Origin of the sequence: Streptomyces bugieae (genome assembly GCF_036352915.1) — a bacterium.
GTDB lineage: Bacteria > Actinomycetota > Actinomycetes > Streptomycetales > Streptomycetaceae > Streptomyces > Streptomyces endophytica.
The window spans coordinates 967,358-991,962 of record NZ_JAZBJP010000002.1 but is presented as its reverse complement, the minus strand read 5'-3'; the positions used below and the strand labels follow the sequence as shown (position 1 = coordinate 991,962).

The following is a 24,605-nucleotide window of genomic DNA, read 5'->3' as shown; positions in this document are numbered from 1 at the left end:
GCTCAGGGGCCGCTGTGGCGCTGCCGGCACCGGCGGCACGGCCAATTGTCAGACCCCCGCGCTTTACTGACGGTATGAAGCTTGACGAGCAGCTGACGACCATCGACCGGCTGCGCCTGCGGGAGTTCCCGGCGCAGCGGGTCCGCTCCGCGCCGGCCGAGAGCGGGCCGGGCTTCCACATAGCGGATCTGCGGGTCAGCCAGGATTTCTGGGACGCGGATCTCGCCGAGCTCGCGGAGGCCGAGGAGGAGTTCGAAGCCGCGCTGACCGCCCTGGTGCGGGCGCTGTCCTTACGGTGGGGCGAGCCCCAAGTGCTGGACCTGGCAGGCGTGTTGGAGCGGACGGCGCAGGGGCTGCCGGTGCGGCCGCCGCTGGACACCCTGTGCGGTTTCGTGCCGCTGATGTACGGCTGGCGGGTGGACGGCCGGTGGATAGGCGTGGGTGTCGGACAGGGCGACCGGGAGCTGCCGTTGCAGCTGCTGGTGGCGGTGGGGGAGGAGGAGGTGGCGCGGGTGGCCGGCGGTCAGTGAGGGAAGGCGGGGGCGAGCGCCGCGGTGGCGAGCCGGCGCGGGGTGCCCGAGCCGTCGGCGGGGACGGTCCACAGATCGGCGCCGTAGTCGCCCGGCAGCGCGTAGACCAGGGTGTGCCGGTCCTGCCAGACCGCCTGGTCGTCGATGGTGCGGTGCTCCCCGGTCGCGGTCTCGCGCAGCGTGCGCAGATCGAGCACGTACAGCCGCCAGGGGGCGTCCGGATCGGCGTCGGCGACCCGCTTCTTGTAGGCGATGCGGGTGCCGTCGGGCGACAGCGAGGGGCATTCGACGTTGGCGTGCAGCGCGCGCAGGGTGCGGGCGGTGCGGTCACCGCGGACGAGGTAGGTCTTTCCGCCGGTGGCGGCGGTGGCGTAGAAGCGGTCGTCGTCGGCGAAGGTGACGCCCCAGACGTTGGTGTCGGCCGCGTGCACCCGGTGTCCGTCGATGGTCAGCGCGTAGGTCTCCAGGTTGGCGTCCAGGTGCCCGGTGCGGGTGTCGAGGATCGAGGTCCGGGTGGAGAAGGCGGTGCCCGCGTAGGAGTCGCCGCTGACGAAGACGGTCCAGGCGACGGTGCGGCCGCCGGGGGAGACCCGGGCGCGGGTCGGGGTGCCGGCCAGGTCGTAGTGGCGCCGCTCGTGCAGCCGGTCGTCGAGGACCACCGCCCGGTAGGTGTCGCGGAGTTCACCGTGCACGGCCTGCAGGCAGATTCCGGTGCCGGCGGCCGCGTGGAAGCGCAGGCAGCGGACGCCGGAGGCGGTGCGCGGGCCGGAGAGCCGGCCGGCCGGGACGGCGGTGATCTCGTCGCGGTGCGGGCCCCAGGCCATGTTGCGGAAGAACACGCGGTGCGGATCGCTCAGCCGTACCGCACCGGAGGTGACCGCGGGCCCGCCGGCCTGGGTGCGGTCCTTCTCGGCGGCCCGGCCGGCGGCGCGCAGGGTGGCGCCGACCGCGATCCCGCCGAGGAGGAGGACGGCGCCGAGCAGGACCAGGAGGCGGGCGGTGCGGTTCACGTGGCGGGCTCCGATGGTGTGGGGGCGTCGGTCCGGGGCGGGAGGGCGCCGGCCGCCGGGGTCGGGCGCAGCAGCCGGGCGCTGAGTGCGGCGGCGAGTGCCAGACCGGCCGCGGCGAGGGCGAGCGCCCAGCGGTCGCCCCAGGCGGTCCAGGCCGCGCCGAAGGCCAGCGAGCAGCCGAAGCGGGCCGCGGCCTGGCCGGTCTGCACGACCGCCAGCCCGCTGCCGCGCGAGGTGTCCGGGACCGCGTCGGCGGTGGCCGCGGCGAGCACACCGTCGGTGGACGCGTAGAAACCGCCGTGCAGGAGGAGGACCAGGCAGGTTGCCACCGGCGAGGCGGCGGACGGGGCGAGCAGCAGCCCGTAGGCGCCGAGCAGCGCGAGATGGCCGAGGAGGAACAGCCGGCGGCGGCCCCACCGGTCCGCGACCGCGCCCAGCGGCACGGCCAGCAGCAGGAAGGCCGCGGCGGTGCCGAGCGGCAGCAGCGGGAACCACGCCTCGGACAGCCCGAGGCGGCGCTGGAGGGTGAGGTAGAGGAAGGAGTCGCTGACCGTGGTCAGACCGAGCAGCACGGCGCAGCAGGTCAGCCGGCGCAACGCGGGCAGACGCAGCAACGGCCGCAGCGGAGGGGCGGAGGCCGGGGCGTGCGCCGGCGACGGATGCGCGCCGCGCGCCGGGGACGGGCGCGAGCCGCGCGCCGGTGACGGGAGCCGGCCGGCGGCCTCGGCGGCGCCCGGTGCGGGGGACCGGATCCGGCCGGGGACGAAGAGCAGCAGGACGGTCACGCCGAGCGCGGCCACACAGCCGCTGACCGTGAACACCGCGTCGTACCCGCCGGCCGCGGCGCGCAGCACGAGGAAGGCGACCAGCGGGCCGAGCAGCGCGCCCGCGGTGTCCATCGCCCGGTGCACGCCGAACGCCCGGCCGCGGACCGCCGGTTCACTGGCGAGCGAGATCATCGCGTCACGCGGCGCGGTGCGCAGCCCCTTGCCGGTGCGGTCGGCGGCCAGCACGGCACCGATCAGCGGCAGGGTGTGCACGAGCAGCAACAGCGGTTTGCACAGGGCCGAGAGGCCGTATCCGACCACCGCGACGCCCTTGTGGCCGCCGCCCCCGCCGCGGTCCGAGACCCGTCCGCCGAGCAGCCGGACGAGCGCGCTGACGCCGTTGTACACCCCGTCCAGCAGCCCGAAACCGAGCGGGGACAGGCCGAGTTCGGCGACGAGGTACAGCGGCAGGACGGCGGTGACCATCTCCGAGGAGACGTCGGTGATCAGGCTGACGGCGCCCAGGACGAGGACGGTGCCGGGGACCGCGGCCCGGACCGGCCGGCCCGGGCGTGCGCCCGGGCCGGCCGTCGTGGGGGTGGCGCGGCTGTCCGCGAGGTACACGTCAGCTCGCCCAGACGCCGGTGATGTCCTTGGCGTCGGCGGCCTTCCCGGCGTGCGAGGTGCCGTACATGTCCTCGAGGGTGCGCAGCACGTCGTAGTGGTTGTAGGTGGTGCCCGAGGTGGAGCCGGGCTGCACCGGCTGGCCGTACAGGACGGTCGGGATGCGGTTGCCGCTGAGGCGGTTGTCCTCGTCGAAGGTGAGCAGCAGCAGGCTGTTGTGGGTCTTGGCCCAGTCCGCGTAGCTCTTGAGGTGGTTCTTCAGCCAGGTGTCGCCGGTGGAGACCGAGCAGTCGTGCATGTCGCCGCACAGGTTCGGCACGACGAACGACACGGTCGGCAGCGTGCTGAAGTCCGTGGGGAACGCGTCGAAGGTGTGCGCCGTGTTCGTGGGCACGTTGCCGAAGCCGAACCACGGGTTGTGCTTCTGCGCGTACTTGCCGCTCCGGCAGGTGGTGGAGCCCTCGGACGGCAGCGATTCGTTGTAGCTCGCCCAGGTCTTGCCGGCCGCGGTCACCTCGGAGGCGAGGTTGGGCGCGGAGCTGAAACCGGGGGTGACGCAGCTGTCGTCGGTGACGCCCTGGGTGTCGCCGGAGAACATCGCGTAGTAGTTGGGCTGGCTGGGGTGGGTCTCGGCGTACGAGGCGGTGAGGCTGGCGCCGCCGGAGGCCAGGGAGTTGATGTACGGGGCGCTGGAGCTGCCCAGCACCTGGTTGTAGGCGTGGTTCTCGAAGACCACCACGACCACGTGGTCGGGGCTGGGCACCCCGGCCGCGGTGGCCTCGGCGCCGAAGCCGTTGCCCGCCCAGACGCCGAGGCCGGCGGCGGCGAGGCCGAACGCCCCGGCGAGCGCGGTGAGCTTGTGGCGGCGCGAGCGGCGGCCGCGGTGGTCCGCCGGGGACGCCGCGGCGGAGGGGGGAGCGGAAGACGAGGGGGACGGAGTGGGCACGACTGCCTCCGTACGGAAGAGTGGGGGCGTGCACGGGCGGCGACAGAGTAGAGCCACCGAGGTGACATGTACACGCCTTCAAGATGACGGTTCGTCGAACGCCCGCCGTCCGGACGCCCCACGGTCCCGAGAAGGGGACCCGCTACGCGTCCCCGTCGTCCGCGAACGCCGCCGCGCGCAGCCGCCCGTACTCCTCCGCCATCGTCGCCGGCGTCCAATGGGCGTTCAGCCCACTGGGGTTGGGCAACGCCCAGATCCTGGTGTCCCCCAGCGTGCGTGGCTGCGGCCCGACCGTCGCCCGCTTGTCGTCGAAGGCGACGCGGTAGGCGGTGACCCCGGCGACGGCGAGCCAGCGCGGCCGCAGCCGGGCCACCTTCTCCGCCAGCAGCCGGCCGCCCTCGCGGAACTCCTCCGCGGTCAGCTCGTCCGCCCGAGCGGTCGCCCGCGCGACGACATTGGTGATCCCGACACCGTGCGCGAGCAGTTCCTCCTGCTCGTCGGGGCGCAGCCGCCGCGGTGTGAAGCCGGCGGCGTGCAGCACCGGCCAGAACCGGTTGCCGGGCCGGGCGAAGTGGTGGCCGGTGGCCGCCGACATCAGCCCGGGGTTGATCCCGCAGAAGAGGACCCGCAGACCGCTCGCCGCCACGTCCGGGACGAGGCGGTCCCGAGCGGCCTGCAGCTCCTCCGGGGTGAAGCGCACCTCAGGGCTCCCGGGTCAGAGGATCGCGCCCGGGGTGTAGCCGGCGGCCTCCGGGTGCTGCTTGGCGATCTCCTCGATCCGGGCGACGACCGCCGCCACCTGGTCGGCGGCCGCACCCGTGAACGACAGCTTGTCCGCCATCAGCGCGTCCAGCTGCGCCCGGTCCAGCGGAATCCGGGAGTCCGCCGCCAGCTTGTCCAGCAGCTCGTTGCGCTCGGCGCCCTGCTCGCGCATGGCCAGCGCGGACGCCACCGCGTTCTCCTTGATCGCCTCGTGGGCCTCCTCGCGGCCCACCCCGGCGCGGACCGACCCCATCAGCACCTTCGTCGTGGCGAGGAACGGCAGGTAGCGGTCCAGCTCGCGGGCGACGACGGCGGGGAACGCACCGAACTCGTCGAGCACCGTCAGGAACGTCTCCAGCAGCCCGTCCAGCGCGAAGAACGAGTCCGGCAGGGCGACCCGGCGCACCACGGAGCAGGACACGTCGCCCTCGTTCCACTGGTCGCCCGAGAGCTCACCGGCCATCGAGGCGTAGCCGCGCAGGATCACCATCAGGCCGTTGACGCGCTCGCAGGAGCGGGTGTTCATCTTGTGCGGCATCGCCGACGAGCCGACCTGGCCGGGCTTGAAGCCCTCGGTGACCAGCTCGTGCCCGGCCATCAGCCGGATCGTCTTCGCCAGCGACGAGGGGGCCGCGGCCAGCTGCACCAGCGAGGTGACCACGTCGTAGTCCAGCGAGCGCGGGTAGACCTGGCCGACGGACGTGAAGGCCTGCCCGAAGCCGAGGTGCCCGGCGATCCGCTGCTCCAGCTCGGCCAGCTTCGCCGCGTCGCCGCCCAGCAGGTCCAGCATGTCCTGCGCGGTACCCACGGGGCCCTTGATGCCGCGCAGCGGGTAACGGGAGAGCAGGTCTTCCAGGCGCGCGTACGCCACCAGCAGCTCGTCCGCCGCGGTCGCGAACCGCTTGCCGAGCGTCGTGGCCTGCGCGGCGACGTTGTGCGAGCGGCCCGCCATCACCAGCTCGGCGTGCTGGGCGGCCAGCGAACCCAGGCGCGCCAGCACGGCGACCGTGCGGTCCCGCATCAGCTCCAGCGACAGCCGCACCTGGAGCTGCTCGACGTTCTCGGTCAGGTCGCGGGAGGTCATGCCCTTGTGGACCTGCTCGTGGCCGGCCAGCGCGTTGAACTCCTCGATCCGCGCCTTCACGTCGTGCCGGGTGACCTTCTCGCGCTCGGCGATCGACGCCAGGTCGACGTCCTCCAGGACCCGCTCGTAGTCGGCCAGCGCCTCCTCGGGGACCGCCACCCCCAGGTCCTTCTGGGCACGCAGCACGGCGAGCCACAGCTTCCGCTCCAGCTTGACCTTGTACTCGGGGGACCAGAGCACGGCCAGCTCCGCGGAGGCGTAGCGGCCGGCCAGAACATTGGGGATGCGAGGCTTCGCAGACACAGCAGTCACGTGGTCAGAGTCTACTGGCGATTCGCGCAGGCCAGCGCCCCGGTCCCGGCTGTGCGTTCCTACAGGCGCCACGCCCCGGCCGCGAAGACCGGCCCGCACGCTCCCGGAACGCCCGGGCCGGGGGCGCGGCCCTCCCTACGTGCCCCCGTTGACGACCGCCCGCCGCACCGCGCCGCCCTCGACGTACCACTTCTTGAGGATCTTCGCGTACTCGCCGCTCTTGATGAGGCGGTCGAGGGCTCCGCGCAGCGCGTCGCGCAGGGCCGTGCGGTTCTTGGCCACCGCGATGCCGTAGAGCAGGGGGTCGAGTTGCTCGCCGGCGAGTTCGAGGACGCCGCCGCCCGAGAGGGTGGCGGCGGTCTGCGCCGCCACCGGGAAGTCGTCGAGGCCGGCCGAGGACCGGCCCTTGGCGATGTCGTCGTAGACCTCCGCCTGCGAGTCGAACTCCCGGATCCTGATCCCCTTGGCGGCCTTCCGGCCGAGCTCGTCCACGTAGTCGCGGGCCACGGAGGCGCGCTGGACGGCGACCGTCCTGCCGGACAGGTCCTCGGGTCTGTGGATGCCCTCCGGGTTGCCCTTGCGGACGACGAGCACGAGCCCGGCCCGGAAGTAGTCGACCATGTCGACGCCGCTGCCGGTCTTCGTTCCGTTCGCGCGCCCCTGCTGCCGGTCCTTGGTGTCGGCCATCGCCGACATGACCAGGTCGAAGCGGCCCGCGGCCAGCCCGGCGAGCAGGGAGTCGAAGGTGGCGTTCTCGAACGTGACGCGGACACCCAGTTCGCGACCGAGGGCGTTCGCGATGTCGACGTCGACTCCGGCGGGCCTGCCGTCCCTGACGAACTCCATGGGCGCGTACGCGATGTCCGAGCCGACGGTGATCTTGCCCTTGTCGCGGATCTCCTGCGGCAGCCGGCCGGACGGTTCCGGTGAGCCGGCGGCCTTGTCCCCGGCGGTCTCGCCACTGGCGCGGTCCCCGCCCTCCGGCCACAGCGCCCAGCCCAGCGCCCCGGTGCCGGCCAGGCCTCCGACGACGGACAGCGCTGCCAGCACCCGGCGCCGGCTCGGGGCCGGGGAGGCGGGCAGCGGGGGCGTGGCGGTGTGCGCGGGCCAGGCCGTCTTCGCGACGGGCGGCGGCGGGGGCGGCGGGCCGTCCGGACTCGCACTGGTCGGCAGCTGGTCGAACGGCACGCCGGCCGGCGCCTGGGCCGGCGGGCGCGGCGCGAAATCGGCCGGGGACCTGGGGTCGGCGAGCTGCGCGGACAGACGGCGGAGCTGCACGGCGACGGGGGCCGGCAGCCAGTCGCCGTACGGGCCGGGCGCGCCCACCCGTGCCATCAGGGCGGGCAGGGCGGGCCGCCGCTCCGGCTCCTTGGCCAGACAGGCCGCCGCCACCTCCGACAGCCCGTCCGGGAGACCGTCGAGCCGCGGCTCCTCGTGCACGGTGCGGTACATCAGGATCTGCGGCTCGGCGCTCCCGTACGGGCCGCCACCGGTCGCCGCGAACACGATCACCCCGCCGAGCGCGAACACGTCCGCCGCGCCCGTGACGTTGGGGCCCGTCATCACGAGCTGCTCGGGCGCCATGAAGCCCGGTGTGCCGAGGGCGGTGCCGGTCGTCGTCAGGGCGGTGTCCGCGGCCGAGTACGCGATGCCGAAGTCGATCACCCGCGGCCCCTCGGCCGTGAGCAGGATGTTCGACGGCTTGAGGTCGCGGTGCACCAGGCCGTGCGCGTGCACCGCCGACAGGGCCTGCAGCAGGCCCGCCGTCAGCAGCCGCACCGCCCGCTCCGGCAGCGCCCCGCAGTCGTGCACGGCATCGGTCAGCGAGACACCCGGCACGTAGTCGGTCGCCATCCACGGCACGTCGTCGTGCGGCGCGGCGTCGACCACCGGCGCCACGAACGGCCCGCCCACCCGCCGGGCGGCGGCCACCTCACGTGCGAAACGCGTCCGGAAGCCCCGGTCGTCGGCGAGTTCGGACCGCGCGGTCTTCACCGCCACCGTCCGCCCGTCCGCCGCCCGGCCGAGATACACCCGGCCCATGCCGCCGCCCCCGAGCAGCCCGACGATCCGGAACGGTCCGATCTGCCGCGGATCGTCCTTGGTCAACGGTCGCACCCACTACCCCCACCCCGTGCCCGCACTTGTGCCCGGCAGTATTCCGTACCCGGCTCATCCGGTGGGCTGCGGCTGTCTCAGGCCCCGACCCGGCCCCATCCGGTCACCGGGCCGGGGTCCGTGTGGTCCGCCGGGCCGACCCAGAAGGCCGTGCCCAGCTCGGGGCTCACATGGGCGCCTTTCCGGTCGTCGCCCGAGGAGCGGCCGGTGAGCCGCCGGCCTATCCAGGGCACCAGGTGCTCGCGCGCGAAGCGCAGGTCCGCGGTCCGCCGGGCCCGCCAGCCCGGCGGTGCGGCCGCCGGCAGCGGGGCGTCCCAGTCCGACTCGGCGGGCAGCCCGAGCGCCTGCCAGACCGCCTCGGCCACCCGGCTGTGCCCCTCGGCGTTCAGATGCAGCCGGTCGTCCGCCCACATCCGCGGGTCGGCCAGCGCCTTCGACGCGTACAGGTCCACGACCAGCGCGCCGTGCCGGGCGGCGATCTCGTCGATCCGCGCGAAGAGCTGCTCCATCCGCGGCCGGAAGCGCTCCAGTACGGGCCCGCGGCGGCCCGGGCTGCGCATCAGCACCAGCCGGCCGCCGCCCTTCACCAGCAGCTCGGCCGCGGTCTCCAGCTGCGCGCACACCCGCTCGACGTCGCACTTCGGGCGCAGGACGTCGTTGAGCCCGCCCACCAGCGTCACCAGGTCCGCGCCCATCGACGCGGCCGGGCCGCACTGGTCGTCCAGGATCTGCCCGATCAGCTTGCCGCGCACCGCGAGGTTGGCGTACCGGAAGTCCGGAGTCCGCGCCGCCAGCCGCGCGGCGAGAAGGTCGGCCCAACCACGGTAGGAGCCGTCCGGAAGCCCGTCGGACATTCCTTCGGTGAAGCTGTCGCCTACTGCTACGAAACTGTTGTACGGCACATGCGGATATTAGCCGCGTTGCGCTTTGCGGTGCCTCCCACGTACTTGGCCGTCCCGCCGCGGGTGTTCTCGCCGTTGCGCCTGCGGCGGGCTGGGTTGTGGTGGGTGCGGTGACGGGCCTCCGGGGCCGGTTGTGTGGACTGCTGACGCTTTACGTCCACACAACCGGCCCCTCCGGCCCGCCCCCTCCCGTGAGGGGAGAAGAAAACGGTGGTGGGGGTGCACGTGACGTCCGCGTGCGCGCAGGCAACGGATCCGGCCCGCCCCCAACCAGCTCAGTAACTCCCACTCACGGGAGGGGCTGGACCGGAGGACGAAGTCTGGAGGGCCGGCACCGCACCCCACACACAAACGCCCGCCGCCAGGCGCAACGGCGACCAAGCCCGACGGTGGGACGGCCAGGTACGTAGGAGGCGCCGCAAAGCGCAACGGCGACCAAGCCCCGCGGCGCCGCAGACAGGTACGTGGGGTTACTGGAGCACCAGCTCTCGCAGGACGTCCTCCATCGTGACGAGGCCGGCCAGGCGGCCGTCATCGCCGATGACGGCCGCGAGGTGGGTGCGGGAGCCCCGCATGGCGGTCAGGACGTCGTCCAGTGGTGTCGCGGCGCGGACGCGGGCGATGGGGCGGAGGGCCGAGACGGGGAACGGGACGTTGCGCGGGGCGGCGTCCAGCGCGTCCTTGACGTGGAGGTAGCCGAGGATGCGGCGGGTGTCGTCGACGACCGGGAAGCGGGAGAAACCGGACTCCGCGGCCAGCTGCTCCAGCTCCTCGGCGGTGATGCCCATCCGGGCCGAGACCACCCTCTCGGCCGGGAGGACCACGTCCCGGACCGGGCGGCGGCCCAGCTCCAGGGCGTCCCGGAGGCGTTCCTGGGCCCGCTCGTCGAGGAGTCCGGCCTCCCGGGAGGCCTCGACCATCCGCGCCAGCTGGGCGTCCGAGAACGTCGCGGCCACCTCGTCCCTGGTCTCCACCCGCAGCAGCTTGAGCAGCACGTTGGCGAACGCGTTCACCGTGAAGATCACCGGACGCAGCGCCCGGGTCAGCGCGACCAGCGGCGGCCCGAGGGCGAGCGCGGTGCGCACCGGCTCGGCCAGTGCCACGTTCTTCGGGACCATCTCGCCGAAGAGCATGTGCAGATACGTGGCCAGGGCCAGGGCGATCACGAACGAGATCGGGTGGACCAGCGCCTGCGAGATGCCCACCGAGTGGAAGACCGGTTCCAGCAGGTGCGCGATGGCCGGTTCGGCGACCGCGCCCAGGACCAGGGTGCACAGGGTGATCCCGAGCTGGGCGGCCGCCAGCAGTGCCGACACATGGGAGAGCCCCCACATCACGCTGGTCGCCCGCCGGTCCCCGCGTTCGGCGTACGGCTCGATCTGGCTGCGGCGCACCGAGATCAGGGCGAACTCGGCGCCGACGAAGAAGGCGTTGACCACCAGCGTCAGCAGGCCGACGAACAGCTGGAGCGCGGTCATCGGGCGGTCTCCGTTCCCTCGTCGGTGCTGCCCGGCAGCGGGGCGTGCAGCAGCACCCGTGCCGCGCGGTGGCCGGAGGCGTCCAGGACGTCCATCGTCCAGCCGGCCACCTCCAGGTGGTCACCGGCGACCGGTATCCGGCCCAGCTCGGTGGCGATCAGCCCGGCCAGCGTCTCGTACGGGCCCTCCGGGACCCTGAGGCCGATGCGTTCCAGTTGGTCGGTGCGGGCGCCGCCGTCGGCCTGGTAGGCGCTGCGGCCCTCGGCGTCGGAGCCGGCCGGGGCCAGGTCGGGGGTCTCCAGCGGGTCGTGCTCGTCGCGGACCTCGCCGACCACCTCCTCGACGATGTCCTCCAGCGTCACGACGCCGGCCGTGCCGCCGTACTCGTCGATGACCACGGCCATCGTGCGCCGGCCGGACAGCCGGTCCAGCAGCCGGTCCACGGTCAGCGTCGTCGGGACCAGCAGCGGCTCGCGGAGCAGCTCGGAGACCGGGTGGCGCAGCCGGCGCTCGGCCGGAACGGTCAGGACGTCCTTGATGTGCGCCACGCCGACGACGCTGTCCAGGTTGCCGCGGTACACCGGGAAGCGGGACAGCCCGGTCGCCCGGGTCGCGTTGGCGACGTCCTCGGCGGTGGACTGCACCTCCAGCGCCACCACCTGGACCCTCGGGGTCATGACGTTCTCCGCGGTCAGATCGGCGAGGTTGAGGGTCCGGACGAACAGCTCGGCGGTGTCCGCCTCCAGTGCGCCCTCCTTGGCCGAGTGCCGGGCCAGTGCGACCAGCTCCTGCGGGCCGCGGGCCGAGGCGAGTTCCTCGGCGGGCTCCAGGCCCATCCGGCGGACGGTGCGGTTGGCGGTGTTGTTCAGGTGCCGGATGAACGGTCTGAAGGCGGCGCTGAACCCGCGCTGGGCGGTCGCGACCTTCTTGGCGATGCCCAGCGGGTGGGAGATCGCCCAGTTCTTGGGGACCAGCTCGCCGACCACCATCAGGACGACCGTGGAGATCGCGGTGCCGAGGACCAGCGCCACCGACTCCGCCACCCCGCGCGGCAGCCCCAGGGCGCCCAGCGGGCCGGCCAGCAGGGTGGCGATGGCCGGCTTGGACAGCATGCCGATGACCAGGCCGGTGACGGTGATGCCGAGCTGGGCACCGGAGAGCTGGAAGGTCAGGCCGCGGACCGCCTTCAGCGCGCTGTCCGCCCCGCGCTCGCCGCGCTCGGCGGCGCGTTCGAGGTCGCTGCGCTCGACGGTCGTCAGCGAGAACTCGGCCGCGACGAAGACACCACAGGCGAGGGTCAGGAGGAACGCCACGCCCAGGAAGAGCAGGTCGGTCATCGGGTCACCTCCGTCCCATGCTGAAACAGGTCGGGGAGGTTCGCGCATCGTCGCCGGAATGCTCGACAACTGGGAGGGTCGCCCATGGCTGGACGCTCACACACCTTTCGCTCGTGGCCGGGAAGGACAATGGTAAAGGATCGGCAAAGTGGGGGGTGTGAGGAGAGCCCGCCCCGGGGTGACGGGGCGGGCTCCGGGAGTGACGGGTTCCGCTTGCGGCGGTGCTCAGGCCAGCGGCTTCGTCCAGCGCCGCCACTGCTCCTCGCGGCGGTAGCCCGCCGCGGCCCAGGCGTGCTGGGCCCGCTCGTTCGCCACCAGCACCATGGCGTCCCCGCGCCGCCCGCCCAGCTTCACGAAGCGCTCCTCGGCCGCGGCCAGCAGCGCCTTCGATATGCCCCGTCGGCGGTGGGACGGATGCACCGCGAGCCGGTACAGCGACGCCCGCCAGCCGTCCCAGCCGGCGATCACCGTGCCGACCAGGGTCCCCTGCGCCTCGGCCAGCAGCAGCGCCTCCGGGTCCCGCTCGATGAGGCGCCGCACCCCGTCCACGTCGTCGCTGATGCTCGTGCCCTCGGCGGCCGCCGCCCAGAAGCCGAGCACCGCCTCGGCGTCGGAGGGAACGGCCGGCCGGATATCCATGTCGATCATGTCGAGAGCCAAGCAGCCGCGACCCCCGGCCCGCCACCGCATTCCGTACCCCGGGACGGTCAGCTGCCCCGCAGTTCCTCCATCACCGGAGCGAACTCCTCCAGCGCGGAGTCCAGGACCGTGAGGTACGAGAAGCCGAACCGCTCGCGGTGCTCCCGCAGCTGCTCGGCCATCTGCCGCGGGGTGCCGATCAGCAGTGTGGGCACCTCCAGCGCCTGCTCCTCGTCCAGCCCGATGCCGCGGTCCGCGAACTCCCGGGCGACGGCCCGCCGGTCGTCGGTGTTCCGCACCTGCTGGACGAGGAGGTTGCGCTCGGCCGGCTCCGGGCGGCCGGCCGCGTACCCCTCGTAGCGGGCCACGGACGCCGCCAGTTCGTCCGCGGGCATCAGCTCCAGGGTGCCCTCCGGCCTGCCGGGTGCCTGGCGGCCGCCGGTGAACGCCGCGATCTCGGCGTGTTCGGCCGCCAGCCGCAGCATCCGCGGACCGTTCCCGCCGACCAGCAGCGGCGGCCGGGGCCGCTGCGCCGGCCGCGGCACCTGGTCCGGGTCGCCCAGCAGCCGGTCCAACTCCCCGATGGTGCGCGCCAGATGGTCCACCCGTTCGCGGGGCGACCCCCAGGGCAGCCCGGCGGTCTCGTGCTCGGCGCGGACGTACCCGGTACCCAGCCCCAGCTCCAGCCGGCCGCCGGTGAGCGCGTCGGTGGTCGCCACCTCGCGGGCCAGCAGCGCCGGGTTCCAGAACCCCGCGTTGAGCACGAACGTGCCCACCCGAGGCCGTTCGGTCGCTTCCGCCGCGGCGATCAGCGCGGGGAACGGCGCCGGCATCCCGAGATGGTCCGGTACGAGCAGGACGTCGTAGCCCAGCTCCTCGGCCCGGCGGCACTTGCGGCGCCAGGAATCCCCGGCCTCCAGCGTGAGCATGTTGACGCCGAAGCGGAACGGACGTGGCATGGAACCCCCTCATCGATGCGGCGACCGGTGGCGGTCGCGACCGGTCAACGCCCATGCAAGCACGGCCGGTTCGGGTCAGGGCGTCCGGCTGTCCGCCGACGGGGCCCGCCACCGCTGCACCAGATACCCGGCCGCCGCGATCGCCAGCAGCACCGCGACCGTGCCGAGGGTGAACGCCTCGAAGGTGGGCCGGGAGACGCCCCAGGTGGCCCGGAAGTCGTAGCGGAACCCGACGAGGCGCTCCAGCGTGCCGGGGAACAGCGCCACCCAGCAGCCGAGCAGGATCCAGGCGTAGACGAGCACGGCGGCGACCGTGAACCCCCGGGTGCCGAACGGGACTTGGTACGGGCGGGGCACCGCGCGGTGGCGCAGGCGGAGCGCCAGCAGGGCGGGGATCACGGCGATGTACGACAGCAGCAGGGTGGTGATGGCGACGGTGAGCACCACCCCGAAGATCGCCGAGGCGTCGCCGTTCGCCAGGTTCATCGACGCCGCCATGAAGAGGGTGGCGGTGACGCCGGACAGCAGGTTCATCCGGACCGGGGTGCCCAGCCGCGGGTGGAAGGCGCCCAGCGCCCGGGTGAAGAACCCGCCGTCGGCGGCGGCCATCGCCTGCATCCGGTCCGCGACGATCATCCAGGCGCTGCCCTGGGTCAGCAGCGACAGCGCGAACAGCACGGCGACGCACGACAGCAGCGGTCCGCGCCAGCTCCCGTAGATCCCGAAGACCAGCCGGGCGGCCTCCATGAAGCCGCCGACGCCGGTGACCCGGCCGGCCGGGGCGGCGGACAGGATGGCCAGCACCGGCAGCAGATAGCAGCAGGTGGCGACGGACGCGGAGACCGCGATCGCGACCGGTACGTCGCGCCGCGGATCGAGCATCTCGTCCCCGGCCGCGTTCGGCGCCTCGAACCCGACGAACGCGAACAGCAGCACCGGGACCAGCGCCAGGAACCCGGCCGCGGTGGGCGCGAAACCGGCCGTCTCCAGGCCGCGGAAGCCGTGCTGGAGACCGTACGCCACCGCCGTCGCGGTGAAGAAGGCCAGCGCCAGCACCTTGGCGCCGGCGCCGGCCGTGGTGATCCACTTGCCGCGGCGCAGCGAGATCACCGCGGTGAGGATCGCGATCCAGATGAAGACCAGCTTGAAGGCGTAGTCGGCCACCGTGCCCGTGCCGAGCGGGAAGACGAAGCCGTCCCAGGCCTCGGCGGCCAGGAACACCAGCGAACCGCCGAGCCAGACCGGGTTGGTCACCCAGTAGAACATCGTGGTGAGCGCGGCCGGCAGCCTGCCGAACGCCACCTCCACCCACACGTACGGGCCGCCCTCCTGCGGGAACGCGGCGCCGGTCTCGGCGAAGATCAGCGCGTACGGCAGCAGGAACGCCACCACGATCACCCCGATCCAGGTGGCGGCCTGGCCGCCACCCGCGGCGATCTGCCCGATCACATCGAAGGAGATCACCGCGGCGATGCCGATCGCCATGATGTCGAAGCGCCGCAGGCTGCGCTTCAGATGCGGCACGGGAGCGGGCACGGACACGGCAGTGGTCCTCCTGACGGCCGAGCGGTCGTGGACGGTCCGGTCGCACAACGGATCACATCGTGCGCCATCCGCCCCGGCACCCCCGGCAGCGGCACGCGGACCGCGGCCCGGGCGCACCGGCGATGCTTGCCGGTGCTAGCGCGAGCGCGCTAGCGTGAAGGAGTGGCGAAGACACAGCTGAACGTCCGGGTGGACGAAGCCACCGCGGAAGCGGCGCGGGAGCGCGCCCTGCAGCGGGGAGTGAGCATGAACCGCTATATCGAGGAGCTCGTCCTGCGCGACGCCGGCGAGGTGGGCCAGACCTTCGTCGAGGCCGCCTCCGACTTCATGAAGCAGTACGAGCGGGTCTTCGCCGAGGAATTCGCCCGGGACGCCGGCAGCGCGCCCGGCCCCGCCGCGCCCGCCGACCGCGAGGGACAGCCGGGCACGACGTGACGCTGCGCATCGACCTCGCCTGGCTCCTCCTGATCGCCGAACACCACACCCCCGGGGACCCCCAGGTCACCGACTGGGGCGCCCTGGTGGCCGCGGTCAGCCGTCACGACGCCGAGATATTCGGCGTCCCGGTCTACCCCGACCCGCCGGACCGCGCCGCCGCGCTGCTCCAACTCCTGCTCCAGGTACCGGCGTTGGAGCGCTCGAACGCGATGTTCGCGACCGCCGTCGCCTACGGCTACCTCGTCGCCGGCGGACTGAAGATCGCCACCTCGCCCGAGCGGGTCCGCGACCTCGCCCGGCTCGTCAAGGAGGGCACCGCGGACGTCCACGCCATCGCGGACGAACTGCGTACCTGGATCGTGTGACACGCCGGCCGGTTCCGCGGTGGAGCCGGTGACCGTCGCCGGCCCGGTCCGTTCCGGCCGGACCGTTCCGCCCGGCGCGGTCAGTCGGCCGGCCGCCGGGCCAGCCCCAGCACCGCCGGCGAGGTCGGCAGCGTCGGACCCCGCTCCGGGACCTTCAGCCGCCGTACCCGCACCACCTCGAAACCGGCCGCCCGGATCTCGCCCAGCGGGTCCCGGCCGGTGTGGCAGCCGCCCATCAGCAGCGGCCACACCGTGTGGTCCAGCGACCACTGCACCGCCGCCAGGCCGCGCCCCGCGGCCCGCCCGTGCTCGAAGAACCGCAGCTCCCCGCCGGGCCGCAGCACCCGCCGCAGCTCCGCCAGCGTCCGCCGGGTCTCCCGTACGGAACACAGCACCAGCGACGCCACCGCCGTGTCGAACGCCTCGCTCTTGACCGGCAGCGCCTCCGCCACCCCCGGCACCAGGTCCACCGGCACCTCCGCCCGGGCCGCCGCCGCCCGCGCCACCTGGCGCAGCGTCGGCTCCGGCTCGATCGCCACCACCTCCGAGACCGTGCCCGGGTAGTGCGCGAAGTTCAGCCCGGTGCCCGCGCCGACCTCGATGACCCGGCCGGTCGCCCCGGTCAGCAGCTCCCTGCGGAGCCGGGCCACCCCCGCCCGCGCATCCGCGGCCGGCCCGCAGCAGGTCGCGTAGAAGCGGGCGAAGACCGGGTGGTGGACGGTGCCGAGCGGAACTCCCCTGCGCTGCCTCATGACGACCCCTTTTCCCGCGTTGCCCGATGCCCGCTGCTGCTGTCAGTCTCCCCAGCCGAGGGCGCGCCGAGTCCCGGCCGGCGCGGCCCGGCAGATCGTGATGATCTCCGGGGCGTCCGCGGTGAGCGGGCCGCGGTCCCAGTCGCCGTACTGCTCCTCGACGGTCAGCCCCGCCCCGGCCAGGCGCTCGCCCAGCGTCCGGGCGTCGAGGAACCGCAGGCTGCTCCGGCTCACCTGCGGCCGTGCGCCGTCCGGACCGCTGAAGGTCTCCGAGAAGCGGACGACGTCCCCGCGCACCGGCAGGTCGACCCGGTGGGCGACGCGCACCGTGACCCCGTCCGCGTCGGTCACCTCGACCGCCCGGTCCGGCGTCCACCGCTCCCAGGGCCGCACGAGCGGATTGCGGGTCTCGAAGGCGAACCGGCCGCCGGCCGCCAGCGCGGCACGGATCGCGGCCAGCGAACCCCGCAACTCCTCGTCCCCGACGAGGACTTGGAAGGCGTGTCCGGTCATCACGACCAGGTCGAAGACCGGGCCCGGGCGGTTCCCGCCGGCCAGCGACAGCGCGTCGCCGGAGAGCCACTCGACGTCGGTGCGCCGTCGTGCGCGCGCCAGCATCCCGTCCGCCGGATCGAGCCCGCACAGCCGGCCCCGGTGGCCGCGCGCCCGGGCGCGGTGCAGCAGGGTGCCCGTACCGCAGCCGACATCCAGGACGGCGTCCGCGGACATCACCAGGTCCAGATAGAAGTCGTCGCCCGGCCCCCAGGGGTTGAGGAGGTCGTACCACTGGGCGAGGCTCCGGTCCGCGTACGCGAAATCCACCATCCCCGCAGTGTGCCCGTGGACCGGTTCGACGGCGCGCCGATTTCCGCCGGGAAGATCCCGTATGATCGGCCGTCAAACCGAACAACTGTCGCAGTCGCCGCGCATGCGGAAATCCTCCGCCATGCCCGACCATGGTGACCGCGCAGGGGGGAAGGAACACGATGAAGTCGATCACGTCGACCCGTTTCGGGCGCCGTCTCGCCGGTACCGCCGCCGCCACGCTCCTGCTGGGTGCCGGCGCCCTGGCCGCCGCGCCGTCCGCGGCGGCCAAGGCCAACCTGCTGACCATCAACAAGGTCACGCTGCACGAGCCGGGCCTGCAGGCGAAGGTCACGTACTCCTGTGACGAGGGCATGGACCACCAGCTGGTCGCCAACGCCACCAAGCTCAACACCACCGGCCACGAGGAGTCGATCGCCGCCGGCACCATCAAGAAGGCCAAGCTCGTCTGCGACTACGCCGACCACACGGCACAGGTCACCCTGCGCCCGGCCGTCGGCTCGCACTTCGCCAAGGGCGACAAGGTGAAGCTGAGCGTCTTCTACTTCGACGAGGACGGGTTCAGCTACGCGCAGACGGAGACCGTCGCGGTCCTCTGAGGCGCCTTGGTGCCGCCGAGCGCCGGCGTCAGCCACTTCGGGGCTGCCGTCCGGAAGGCGCTCGGCGGCAGTGCGCCGGAGCCTTCCGGGATCACGCCCAGCAGCGGGGCCCCGGCGGCCTCCGGAAGGTCCGTCAGATTGCAGCGGCACGCCAGATCGGGGTCGGCCGGCCAGCTGCCGACGACGACGCCGGGGGAGTCGAGACCGTAGTGGCGCAGCGCCAGCGCGGTCAGCGCGGTGGAGTTGAGGGTGCCCAGCCCGGCCTGGACGACCACCAGTACCGGGGCGTCCGCCAGCCGGGCCGCGTCGGCGAGGGTGTGGCCCTCCGCGTCCAGCCGTACGAGCAGTCCGCCCGCGCCCTCGACCAGCACCAGATCGTGCGAGGCGGCCAGCTTGGCGGCGGCCTCGGCGATCTCTCGCGGCCCCACCGGCGGCAGACCGGCCCGCTGGGCGGCCGTCGCGGGCGCCAACGGGTCGGGGTAGCGGGCGAGTTCCACGGCGGTGACCGGGCCTGCCAGCCGCTCGACCTCCGCCGCATCACCCGTCTCGTCCGCGGTGACCCCGGTCTGGGCGGGCTTGAGCACCGCCACCGAACGGCCCCGGGCGAGCGCGGCCGCCGCGATCGCGGCCGTGGTCACCGTCTTGCCGATCTCCGTGCCCGTACCGGTCACGAACAGCACCGACATCTCTTCGTCACTCCTCATCGGCCGTGGGCCGTGTCGTTCGGATCCCGGGCTCCCGGTCGTCAGCCCTCGCGCGCCGCGGCGCACACCGCGTCGCAGATCCGCGCCACCTCGTCATCACCGGTGATGTACGGCGGCATGGTGTAGATCAGATCCCGGAACGGCCGCAGCCAGACGCCCGCACCCACGGCCGCCCGGGTCGCGGCCGCCATGTCCACCGCGTGGTCGAGCTGCACCACGCCGATCGCGCCGAGCACCCGCACGTCACGCACGCCGGGGAGCTCCGCGGCGGGCGCCAGTCCGGCCCGCAGCCCGGCCTCGATGCGCTTGACCTCCTGCGCCCAGTCCTGCGACAGCAGCAGCTCGATCGAGGCGTCGGCGACCGCGGCGGCCAGCGGATTGCCCATGAACGTGGGACCGTGCGCCAGCACCGGCAGCTCGCCGCGGGAGATCCCGTCCGCCACCGCCGTGGTGCACAGCGTCGCGGCCAGCGTCAGATATCCGCCGGTCAGCGCCTTGCCGAGGCACATCACATCGGGCGCCACCGCCGCGTGCCCGGCGGCGAAGAGCGCGCCGGTACGGCCGAAGCCGGTGGCGATCTCGTCGAACACCAGCAGCACGTCGTGCGCGTCGCAGGCCTCCCGCAGCACCCGGAGGTACTCGGGGGAGTGGAACGACATCCCGCCCGCGCCCTGCACCACCGGCTCCACGATCACCGCCGCCAGCTCGTCGGCGTGCCGGCCGATCAACTCGCGCAGATGGTCCGCGTACGCCGGGTCGGCCGGGGCGTCGAAACCGGGCGGCGGGGTGTCCGCGAAGACCTGCCGCGGCAGCACCCCCTGCCACAGCTCGTGCATCCCGCCGTCCGGGTCGCACACCGACATCGGCTGCCAGGTGTCGCCGTGGTAGCCGCCCCGCCAGGTCAGCAGCCGCTGTTTGCGGGGCTTGCCCAGGGAACGCCAGTACTGCAGGCACATCTTCACGGCGACCTCGACCGACACCGAACCGGAGTCGGCCAGGAAGACGTGCTGCAGCGGCTCCGGCGTGATGTCGACCAGCCGCTTGACCAGCCGCACCGCGGGCTCGTGGGTGAGCCCGCCGAACATCACATGGCTCATCCGCTCCAGCTGGCCGCGGGCGGCGTCGTTGAGCACCGGGTGGTTGTAGCCGTGCACCGCCGACCACCAGGAGGACATCCCGTCCACCAACTCGTCCCGGCCCTCGGCCGGTTCGGCCAGCCGCAGCCGGACGCCGGAGGCCGACTCGACCAGCAGCGGCGCGGCGGTGCCGGGCATCGGCCCGTACGGGTGCCAGACGTGCTGCCGGTCCAGGGCGAGCAGTTCGCGGGGGCCGAGCGGCTCAGGCATTGGGCGGGAGGTCGGTGCCGGCGCCGCGGCGGCGCACCGACACCAGATCGCGGCGGGCCTCGTCGGACGGGGCGGGGACGGTGGCGGCGGGCGCCTCGGCATCCTCCTCCGGGGCAGCGGCCGCCGTCCCGCCGCACGGGCGGCGGTGCTCGGGCAGCGTCGTGGTGTCCGTGCCCTCCACCTCGAAGCCGGCGTCCGCGATCATCGCCAGGTCGTCCTTGCCGGCCTGGCCCTCGCTGGTCAGGTAGTCGCCCAGGAAGATGGAGTTGACCAGGTGCAGGGCCAGCGGCTGCAGACTGCGCAGATGCACCTCGCGGCCACCGGCCAGCCGCACCTCGATGTCCGGGCAGACGAACCGGACCATCGCCAGGATGCGCAGCGCACGCTGCGGGGTGAGGTTCCACTCCTTGGCGAGCGGGGTGCCCTCGAACGGGATCAGGAAGTTGACCGGCACCGAGTCCGGGTCCAGCTCGCGCAGCGCGAACACCACGTCGACGAGGTCGGCGTCGCTCTCGCCCATCCCGGCGATCAGCCCGGAGCAGGCGGACATGCCCGCGGCCTGGGCCTGCTGGACGGTGGAGACCCGGTCGGAGAAGTCGTGCGTGGTGCAGATGTCGCCGTAGGTGGCTTCCGAGGTGTTGAGGTTGTGGTTGTAGGCATCGGCACCCGCCGCGCGCAGCCGCTCGGCCTGGCCGTCGGAGAGCAGCCCCAGGCAGGCGCACACCTCCACGCCCTCGTTCTGCTCCTTGATCGCGGCGATGGTCTCCGAGACCCGGTCCACGTCCTTGTCCGTCGGGCCGCGGCCGCTGGCCACCAGGCACACGCGCTTGGCGCCGCCGGCCAACCCGGCGGCGGCCGCCTTGGAGGCGTCATCGGGCTTCAGCCAGGTGTACTTGAGGATCTCGGCCTTCGACCCCAGCCGCTGCGAGCAGTACGAGCAGTCCTCGGGGCACAGGCCCGACTTGAGGTTGACGAGGTAGTTGAGCTTGACCCGCCGCCCGAACCACTGGCGGCGCACCTTTCCGGCCGCGGCCACGACGTCGAGCAGTTCGTCATCGGAAGTCGCCAGCACGGCCAGCGCCTCTTCGCGGGTCGGCAACTCGCGCCGCAGTCCCTTGTCCACCAGTGTGTTCAGCAGGTCCATGGCGATGATCCTGTCCTACGCCCCCGCCCCCGGCCAAGGAGGATTCCCACAACGCGCGCCGATCGGGGTGTGTGTATCGCCACACCGTGGCCGTGCGGAACGACCGCTAACGTCTATCGACAGCCCACAATCGAGCCCCCGACGAAGGACGCCGATGCCGCAGGACTCCGCCCCGCCGCTGCCGCGCGACACCGCGCCCCCGACCGCCGCCGGACCGGCGCCCGGCTCGGCCTTCGACTGGCTCGACACCGCCCGCTCCGAGCGCCAACGGGCCGGCCTGGTCCGCGCGCTGCGCCCCCGTCCCGCCGACTGCCCGCTGCTCGACCTGGCCGGAAACGACTATCTCGGACTCTCCCGGCACCCGGAGGTCACCCACGCCGCGGCCGAGGCCGCGCAGCTCTGGGGCGCCGGCGCCACCGGCTCCCGGCTGGTCTCCGGCAGCACCGAACTCCATGCCCGGCTGGAGGCGGAACTCGCCGCGTTCTGCGGCTTCGAGGCGGCTCTGGTGCTGTCGTCCGGATATGCCGCGAATCTCGCCGTGCTCACCGCACTGACCGCACCCGGCACCCTGGTCGTCTCCGACGCCGGCAACCACGCCTCCCTCATCGACGGCTGCCGGCTCTCCCGGGCCCGCACCGAGGTCGCCCCGCACGCCGACCCCGAGGCCGTACGCGGTGCCCTGGCCGGCCACAGCGGGCGGGCGCTGGTGGTGACCGACTCGGTGTTCTCGGTCGACGGCGACGCCGCGCCGCTGCCCGCACTGGCCGCCGCCTGCCGGGCGCACGGCGCCGCGCTGCTCGTCGACGACGCCCATGGCCTGGGCGTCCTCGGCGACGGCGGCCGCGGGGCGCTCGCGGCGGCCGGACTGGCCGGGGACGCCGACGTGGTCGCCACCGTGACGCTCTCCAAGTCGCTCGGCTCCCAGGGCGGCGCGGTGCTCGGCCCGGCCCGGGTCATCGAGCACCTGGTCAACACCGCCCGGACGTTCATCTTCGACACCGGCCTGGCCCCCGCCGCGGCCGGCGGCGCGCTGGCCGCGCTGCGGCTGATCGGCCGCGAACCCGAGCGCGCCGCCCGCGCCGGGGAGGTCGCCCGCGAGCTGCACCACCGGCTCACCGAGGCCGGCCTGACGGCGGTACGGCCGGACGCCGCGGTGGTGTCCGTGCGCGCCCCCTCGCCGGAGGCCGCGGTCCGCTGGGCCGCCGACTGCCGCACGGCCGGCCTCGCCGTGGGCTGCTTCCGGCCGCCGTCCGTACCGGACGGGATCTCCCGGCTGCGGCTCACCGCCCGCGCGGATCTGACGGACGATCAGCTCGACCGCGCGGTGGGCACGATCGTCGCCACCGCGCCGCCGATGAGCTGATCCCCGGTGACGGTGGGTGACCGGCACGGCGTCCCGCATCCGGTCTTCCGTCGCAGAGTTCACCGCTTCGAGCGATAGATATCTGTATATGTTGGCGGATCGAGCCCCACACCGGTGGCACGGGTGGCAGTCTGGCGCTCCGGCAGAAGTCCGAGGCCGAATCGTTGACCCGAGCGCACGCCGGCTCCCCGGTCAGCGGACCGGAGCCGGCCTCGGTGGGAAAGGGACGGCGTCGCGATGGCAGACCACCAGGAATCCTCACTCACCCTGCCGAGCGCCCCGGAATCGGTCCGCCTCGCCCGCAGACACGCCCTCGCGGTGCTCACCGAATGGGGTCTGCCCGCCGGGTCCGCCACCGCCGACGCGGTGCGCCTGATCGTCTCCGAACTCGCCACCAACGCCGTCCAGCACACCTTCGGCCAGTCCCCGACCTTCACCCTCGAACTGCTTCTGGACCGCGACGAGGAGTTGCGCGTCGGGGTCACCGACAGTCATCCGCGCCGCCCGCGCCGGCTGCCCGCCGCGGTCCAGCAGGACAACGGCCGGGGGCTGGTCATCATCCGCTTCCTCGCCGCGGAGGCCGGCGGCCGGCTCTCCGTCGTCCCCACCGACGCGGGCGGCAAGACCGTCTGGATCAGCCTGCCCTGGCGGGTCGCGGTCGGCTGAGGGCAGCGGCGGTAACGGAACAGGGCCGGGACGCCTACGCAACGGCGCCTGCTCGACGACGCCCGATCGACGACGCCGGTTCCGCGGCACCCGCTCAGCCGCGCCCGCCGGCCGGCACCATCAGCACCTCCGCGCCCACCGGTACGAACCCCGCGGCCAGCAGGGCGCGGACGCTGCGGGCGTTGCCGGGGGCGGCCTGGGCCCAGAGGCGTTCGCCCGCCGGTATGAGATGGCGGGCGGCGTGCGCCAGCCGGCGGCCGAGCCCGCGGCCCCGGGCGGCGCCCTCGACCTCCATGGCCAGCTCCCATCGGCCGGCCACGCCCCGGCCGATGACCAGCGTCCCGCCGTCGCCGGTCGTCCAGGCCCGCACCTCGTCGCGGTGGCGCAGCGCCCGGACGATCCGCGGATGGCTGCGGTCCGTCGTCTCCACCAGCTCCAGCGGCGGCGCTCCGGGCAGTGCCTCGGCGACCGTGGCCAGGTCGATGTTGTTGGCCTCGCGGCCGGTCCGCTCACCCAGCGCGGTCAGGAACGGCGGGCTGAGCGGTCCGGCGAGGTCGCCGGGGGCTATCCGGTCGTGCACCCAGGACGGCTCCACGTCCGCGAACACCACGGCGTGGCAGGTGAACGACACCACGCCCACGTCCCGCGGGGACGGCTGGGGCAGCACCGTCACCGAACCGTCCGCGGGCGGGAAGCTGCCCCGCGCGGCGGCCGTCAGCACCTTGCTCAGTTCCGAGGTCACTCCGTCAAATTACCCGGAGCCACTGACAATTGACCGGGCGTCCGGCGTCGTCGCAGCTCAGCGCACCCTTCCGTACGAGACCGGGCGACTCCAGATCTTCTCCAGCCGCACCACGCTGCCGGCCTTGGGCGCATGCCACATCCGGCCGTGGCCGGCGTAGATGCCGACGTGGTAGATGCCGTTGCCCGAATGGAAGAAGACCAGGTCCCCGCGCCTCCGGGCGGAGGCCGGGATGTGCCGGGTGCGGCCGTACTGCTGCGCGGCGGTCCGCGGCAGGTCCCGGCCGGCGCGCTTGAACGAGTACAGGGTCAGGCCCGAACAGTCGAAGCGGTACGGCCCCATGGCCCCGTACTGGTAGGGCGAGCCCCGCTTGGAGGCCGCGATCCGCAGCGCATGGGCGGAGACGGTCGCGGCCTCGGCGTCGGCGGTGGTTCCCGGGGCGAGCGTGGTCCCGCCGAGCGTCGCCAGTGCCAGTGCGGACACGGCGCCGGCGCGGGCCAGCAGATGCGGCGTATGCGTGCGCACGGTCATGCGCAAACCCTTCGTCAGCCGCCTGCGAAGGAAGACCTGTCGGGTTCGGACAGGCGAAGATGCCCGGCCGTTCGCACGGCTTCACCCCAAGGAGTCCGTCGGGCCGCGCGGGCCCCG

25 protein-coding genes are annotated in these 24,605 nt (G+C 73.7%); 6 read left to right on the top strand and 19 right to left on the bottom strand.

Translation table 11 applies throughout. The features are described 5' to 3' along the window. The first annotated feature begins 74 nt into the window (after positions 1-74). A complete protein-coding gene (locus V2J85_RS09915; protein WP_261954252.1) occupies positions 75-530 on the top strand; it encodes a hypothetical protein in 456 nt (151 codons plus the stop codon). Here the strand turns inward: V2J85_RS09915 and V2J85_RS09910 are convergent. The 12 genes from V2J85_RS09910 to V2J85_RS09855 all read right to left on the bottom strand — a co-directional run bounded on the left by V2J85_RS09910 (position 524) and on the right by V2J85_RS09855 (position 15,010). Next, positions 524-1,540: a TolB-like translocation protein gene (locus tag V2J85_RS09910; RefSeq protein ID WP_330821377.1), complete on the bottom strand. Its 1,017-nt coding sequence runs from the start codon at positions 1,538-1,540 to the stop codon at positions 524-526. The genes V2J85_RS09915 and V2J85_RS09910 overlap by 7 nt on opposite strands. Continuing rightward, a complete protein-coding gene (locus V2J85_RS09905; protein WP_330821375.1) occupies positions 1,537-2,931 on the bottom strand; it encodes an MFS transporter in 1,395 nt (464 codons plus the stop codon). The genes V2J85_RS09910 and V2J85_RS09905 overlap by 4 nt, the downstream gene beginning before the upstream one ends. 1 nt (position 2,932) lies before the next feature. After that, positions 2,933-3,877, bottom strand: coding sequence for an alkaline phosphatase family protein (locus V2J85_RS09900; RefSeq protein ID WP_261954249.1), 945 nt, complete (start codon positions 3,875-3,877; stop codon positions 2,933-2,935). A gap of 142 nt (positions 3,878-4,019) precedes the next feature. Further along, on the bottom strand, positions 4,020-4,577 hold the full coding sequence (mug, locus tag V2J85_RS09895; RefSeq protein ID WP_330821373.1) for a G/U mismatch-specific DNA glycosylase: 558 nt from the start codon (positions 4,575-4,577) through the stop codon (positions 4,020-4,022). Between the two features lie 15 nt (positions 4,578-4,592). Further along, positions 4,593-6,026, bottom strand: a complete 1,434-nt coding sequence (gene purB, locus V2J85_RS09890) for an adenylosuccinate lyase (RefSeq protein WP_261957304.1) — start codon at positions 6,024-6,026, stop codon at positions 4,593-4,595. 144 nt (positions 6,027-6,170) lie between these two features. Continuing rightward, positions 6,171-8,144, bottom strand: a complete 1,974-nt coding sequence (locus V2J85_RS09885) for a bifunctional serine/threonine-protein kinase/transporter substrate-binding domain-containing protein (protein WP_330821371.1) — start codon at positions 8,142-8,144, stop codon at positions 6,171-6,173. A gap of 86 nt (positions 8,145-8,230) precedes the next feature. Further along, a complete protein-coding gene (locus V2J85_RS09880; RefSeq protein WP_261954246.1) occupies positions 8,231-9,055 on the bottom strand; it encodes an SGNH/GDSL hydrolase family protein in 825 nt (274 codons plus the stop codon). Between the two features lie 470 nt (positions 9,056-9,525). Continuing rightward, on the bottom strand, positions 9,526-10,533 hold the full coding sequence (locus V2J85_RS09875) for a hemolysin family protein (RefSeq protein ID WP_261954245.1): 1,008 nt from the start codon (positions 10,531-10,533) through the stop codon (positions 9,526-9,528). Beyond that, positions 10,530-11,870, bottom strand: a complete 1,341-nt coding sequence (locus V2J85_RS09870) for a hemolysin family protein (RefSeq protein WP_261954244.1) — start codon at positions 11,868-11,870, stop codon at positions 10,530-10,532. The genes V2J85_RS09875 and V2J85_RS09870 overlap by 4 nt, the downstream gene beginning before the upstream one ends. A gap of 225 nt (positions 11,871-12,095) precedes the next feature. Beyond that, positions 12,096-12,518 carry a GNAT family N-acetyltransferase gene (locus V2J85_RS09865; protein ID WP_261954243.1) on the bottom strand — a complete coding sequence of 141 codons (423 nt, stop codon included), beginning with the start codon at positions 12,516-12,518 and terminating at the stop codon, positions 12,096-12,098. A 59-nt stretch (positions 12,519-12,577) separates the two neighbouring features. After that, positions 12,578-13,468, bottom strand: a complete 891-nt coding sequence (locus tag V2J85_RS09860; protein WP_330821368.1) for an LLM class F420-dependent oxidoreductase — start codon at positions 13,466-13,468, stop codon at positions 12,578-12,580. A gap of 75 nt (positions 13,469-13,543) precedes the next feature. Next, positions 13,544-15,010, bottom strand: coding sequence for an APC family permease (locus tag V2J85_RS09855; RefSeq protein WP_261954241.1), 1,467 nt, complete (start codon positions 15,008-15,010; stop codon positions 13,544-13,546). A 165-nt stretch (positions 15,011-15,175) separates the two neighbouring features. On the opposite strand from V2J85_RS09855, the gene V2J85_RS09850 reads away from it, so the two are divergent. Both V2J85_RS09850 and V2J85_RS09845 read left to right on the top strand, forming a co-directional pair. Continuing rightward, complete coding sequence (locus V2J85_RS09850) at positions 15,176-15,448, top strand: toxin-antitoxin system HicB family antitoxin (RefSeq protein ID WP_261954240.1); 273 nt, start codon at positions 15,176-15,178, stop codon at positions 15,446-15,448. Beyond that, positions 15,445-15,816, top strand: a complete 372-nt coding sequence (locus tag V2J85_RS09845) for a fic family toxin-antitoxin system, toxin component (protein WP_261954239.1) — start codon at positions 15,445-15,447, stop codon at positions 15,814-15,816. Before V2J85_RS09850 ends, V2J85_RS09845 begins: the two co-directional genes overlap by 4 nt. A gap of 80 nt (positions 15,817-15,896) precedes the next feature. Here the strand turns inward: V2J85_RS09845 and V2J85_RS09840 are convergent, their stop codons facing one another. Both V2J85_RS09840 and V2J85_RS09835 read right to left on the bottom strand, forming a co-directional pair. After that, positions 15,897-16,568 (bottom strand): class I SAM-dependent methyltransferase, encoded by a 672-nt coding sequence (locus V2J85_RS09840; RefSeq protein ID WP_261954238.1) that lies wholly within the window; start codon positions 16,566-16,568, stop codon positions 15,897-15,899. A gap of 42 nt (positions 16,569-16,610) precedes the next feature. After that, positions 16,611-17,393 carry a class I SAM-dependent methyltransferase gene (locus V2J85_RS09835; protein ID WP_261954237.1) on the bottom strand — a complete coding sequence of 261 codons (783 nt, stop codon included), beginning with the start codon at positions 17,391-17,393 and terminating at the stop codon, positions 16,611-16,613. Between the two features lie 161 nt (positions 17,394-17,554). Here V2J85_RS09835 and V2J85_RS09830 point away from each other — a divergent pair, with 161 nt between their 5' ends. Next, positions 17,555-17,992 carry a hypothetical protein gene (locus tag V2J85_RS09830; protein WP_261954236.1) on the top strand — a complete coding sequence of 146 codons (438 nt, stop codon included), beginning with the start codon at positions 17,555-17,557 and terminating at the stop codon, positions 17,990-17,992. Here V2J85_RS09830 and bioD read toward each other — a convergent pair. Genes bioD through bioB form a run of 3 tightly spaced genes read right to left on the bottom strand, consistent with a single transcriptional unit; the run spans position 17,959 to position 21,186 of the window. Further along, positions 17,959-18,678: a dethiobiotin synthase gene (gene bioD / locus V2J85_RS09825; protein ID WP_261954235.1), complete on the bottom strand. Its 720-nt coding sequence runs from the start codon at positions 18,676-18,678 to the stop codon at positions 17,959-17,961. The genes V2J85_RS09830 and bioD overlap by 34 nt on opposite strands. Before the next feature lie 59 nt (positions 18,679-18,737). Next, positions 18,738-20,042, bottom strand: coding sequence for an adenosylmethionine--8-amino-7-oxononanoate transaminase (locus tag V2J85_RS09820; RefSeq protein WP_261954234.1), 1,305 nt, complete (start codon positions 20,040-20,042; stop codon positions 18,738-18,740). Then, entirely contained in the window at positions 20,035-21,186 is a 1,152-nt protein-coding gene (gene bioB / locus V2J85_RS09815; protein WP_261954233.1) for a biotin synthase BioB, read from the bottom strand. The genes V2J85_RS09820 and bioB overlap by 8 nt, the downstream gene beginning before the upstream one ends. Positions 21,187-21,340: 154 nt before the next feature. On the opposite strand from bioB, the gene V2J85_RS09810 reads away from it, so the two are divergent. Beyond that, positions 21,341-22,549 (top strand): 8-amino-7-oxononanoate synthase, encoded by a 1,209-nt coding sequence (locus V2J85_RS09810; protein ID WP_330821360.1) that lies wholly within the window; start codon positions 21,341-21,343, stop codon positions 22,547-22,549. A 237-nt stretch (positions 22,550-22,786) separates the two neighbouring features. Then, the gene (locus V2J85_RS09805; RefSeq protein ID WP_261954231.1) at positions 22,787-23,215 is read left to right on the top strand and encodes an ATP-binding protein; all 429 of its coding nucleotides are present in this window, start codon (positions 22,787-22,789) and stop codon (positions 23,213-23,215) included. Positions 23,216-23,309: 94 nt separating this feature from the next. Here the strand turns inward: V2J85_RS09805 and V2J85_RS09800 are convergent, their stop codons facing one another. Both V2J85_RS09800 and V2J85_RS09795 read right to left on the bottom strand, forming a co-directional pair. After that, positions 23,310-23,957, bottom strand: a complete 648-nt coding sequence (locus tag V2J85_RS09800) for a GNAT family N-acetyltransferase (RefSeq protein WP_330821358.1) — start codon at positions 23,955-23,957, stop codon at positions 23,310-23,312. A 57-nt stretch (positions 23,958-24,014) separates the two neighbouring features. Continuing rightward, on the bottom strand, positions 24,015-24,488 hold the full coding sequence (locus V2J85_RS09795) for a C40 family peptidase (RefSeq protein ID WP_330821356.1): 474 nt from the start codon (positions 24,486-24,488) through the stop codon (positions 24,015-24,017). Between the last annotated feature and the right edge of the window lie 117 nt (positions 24,489-24,605).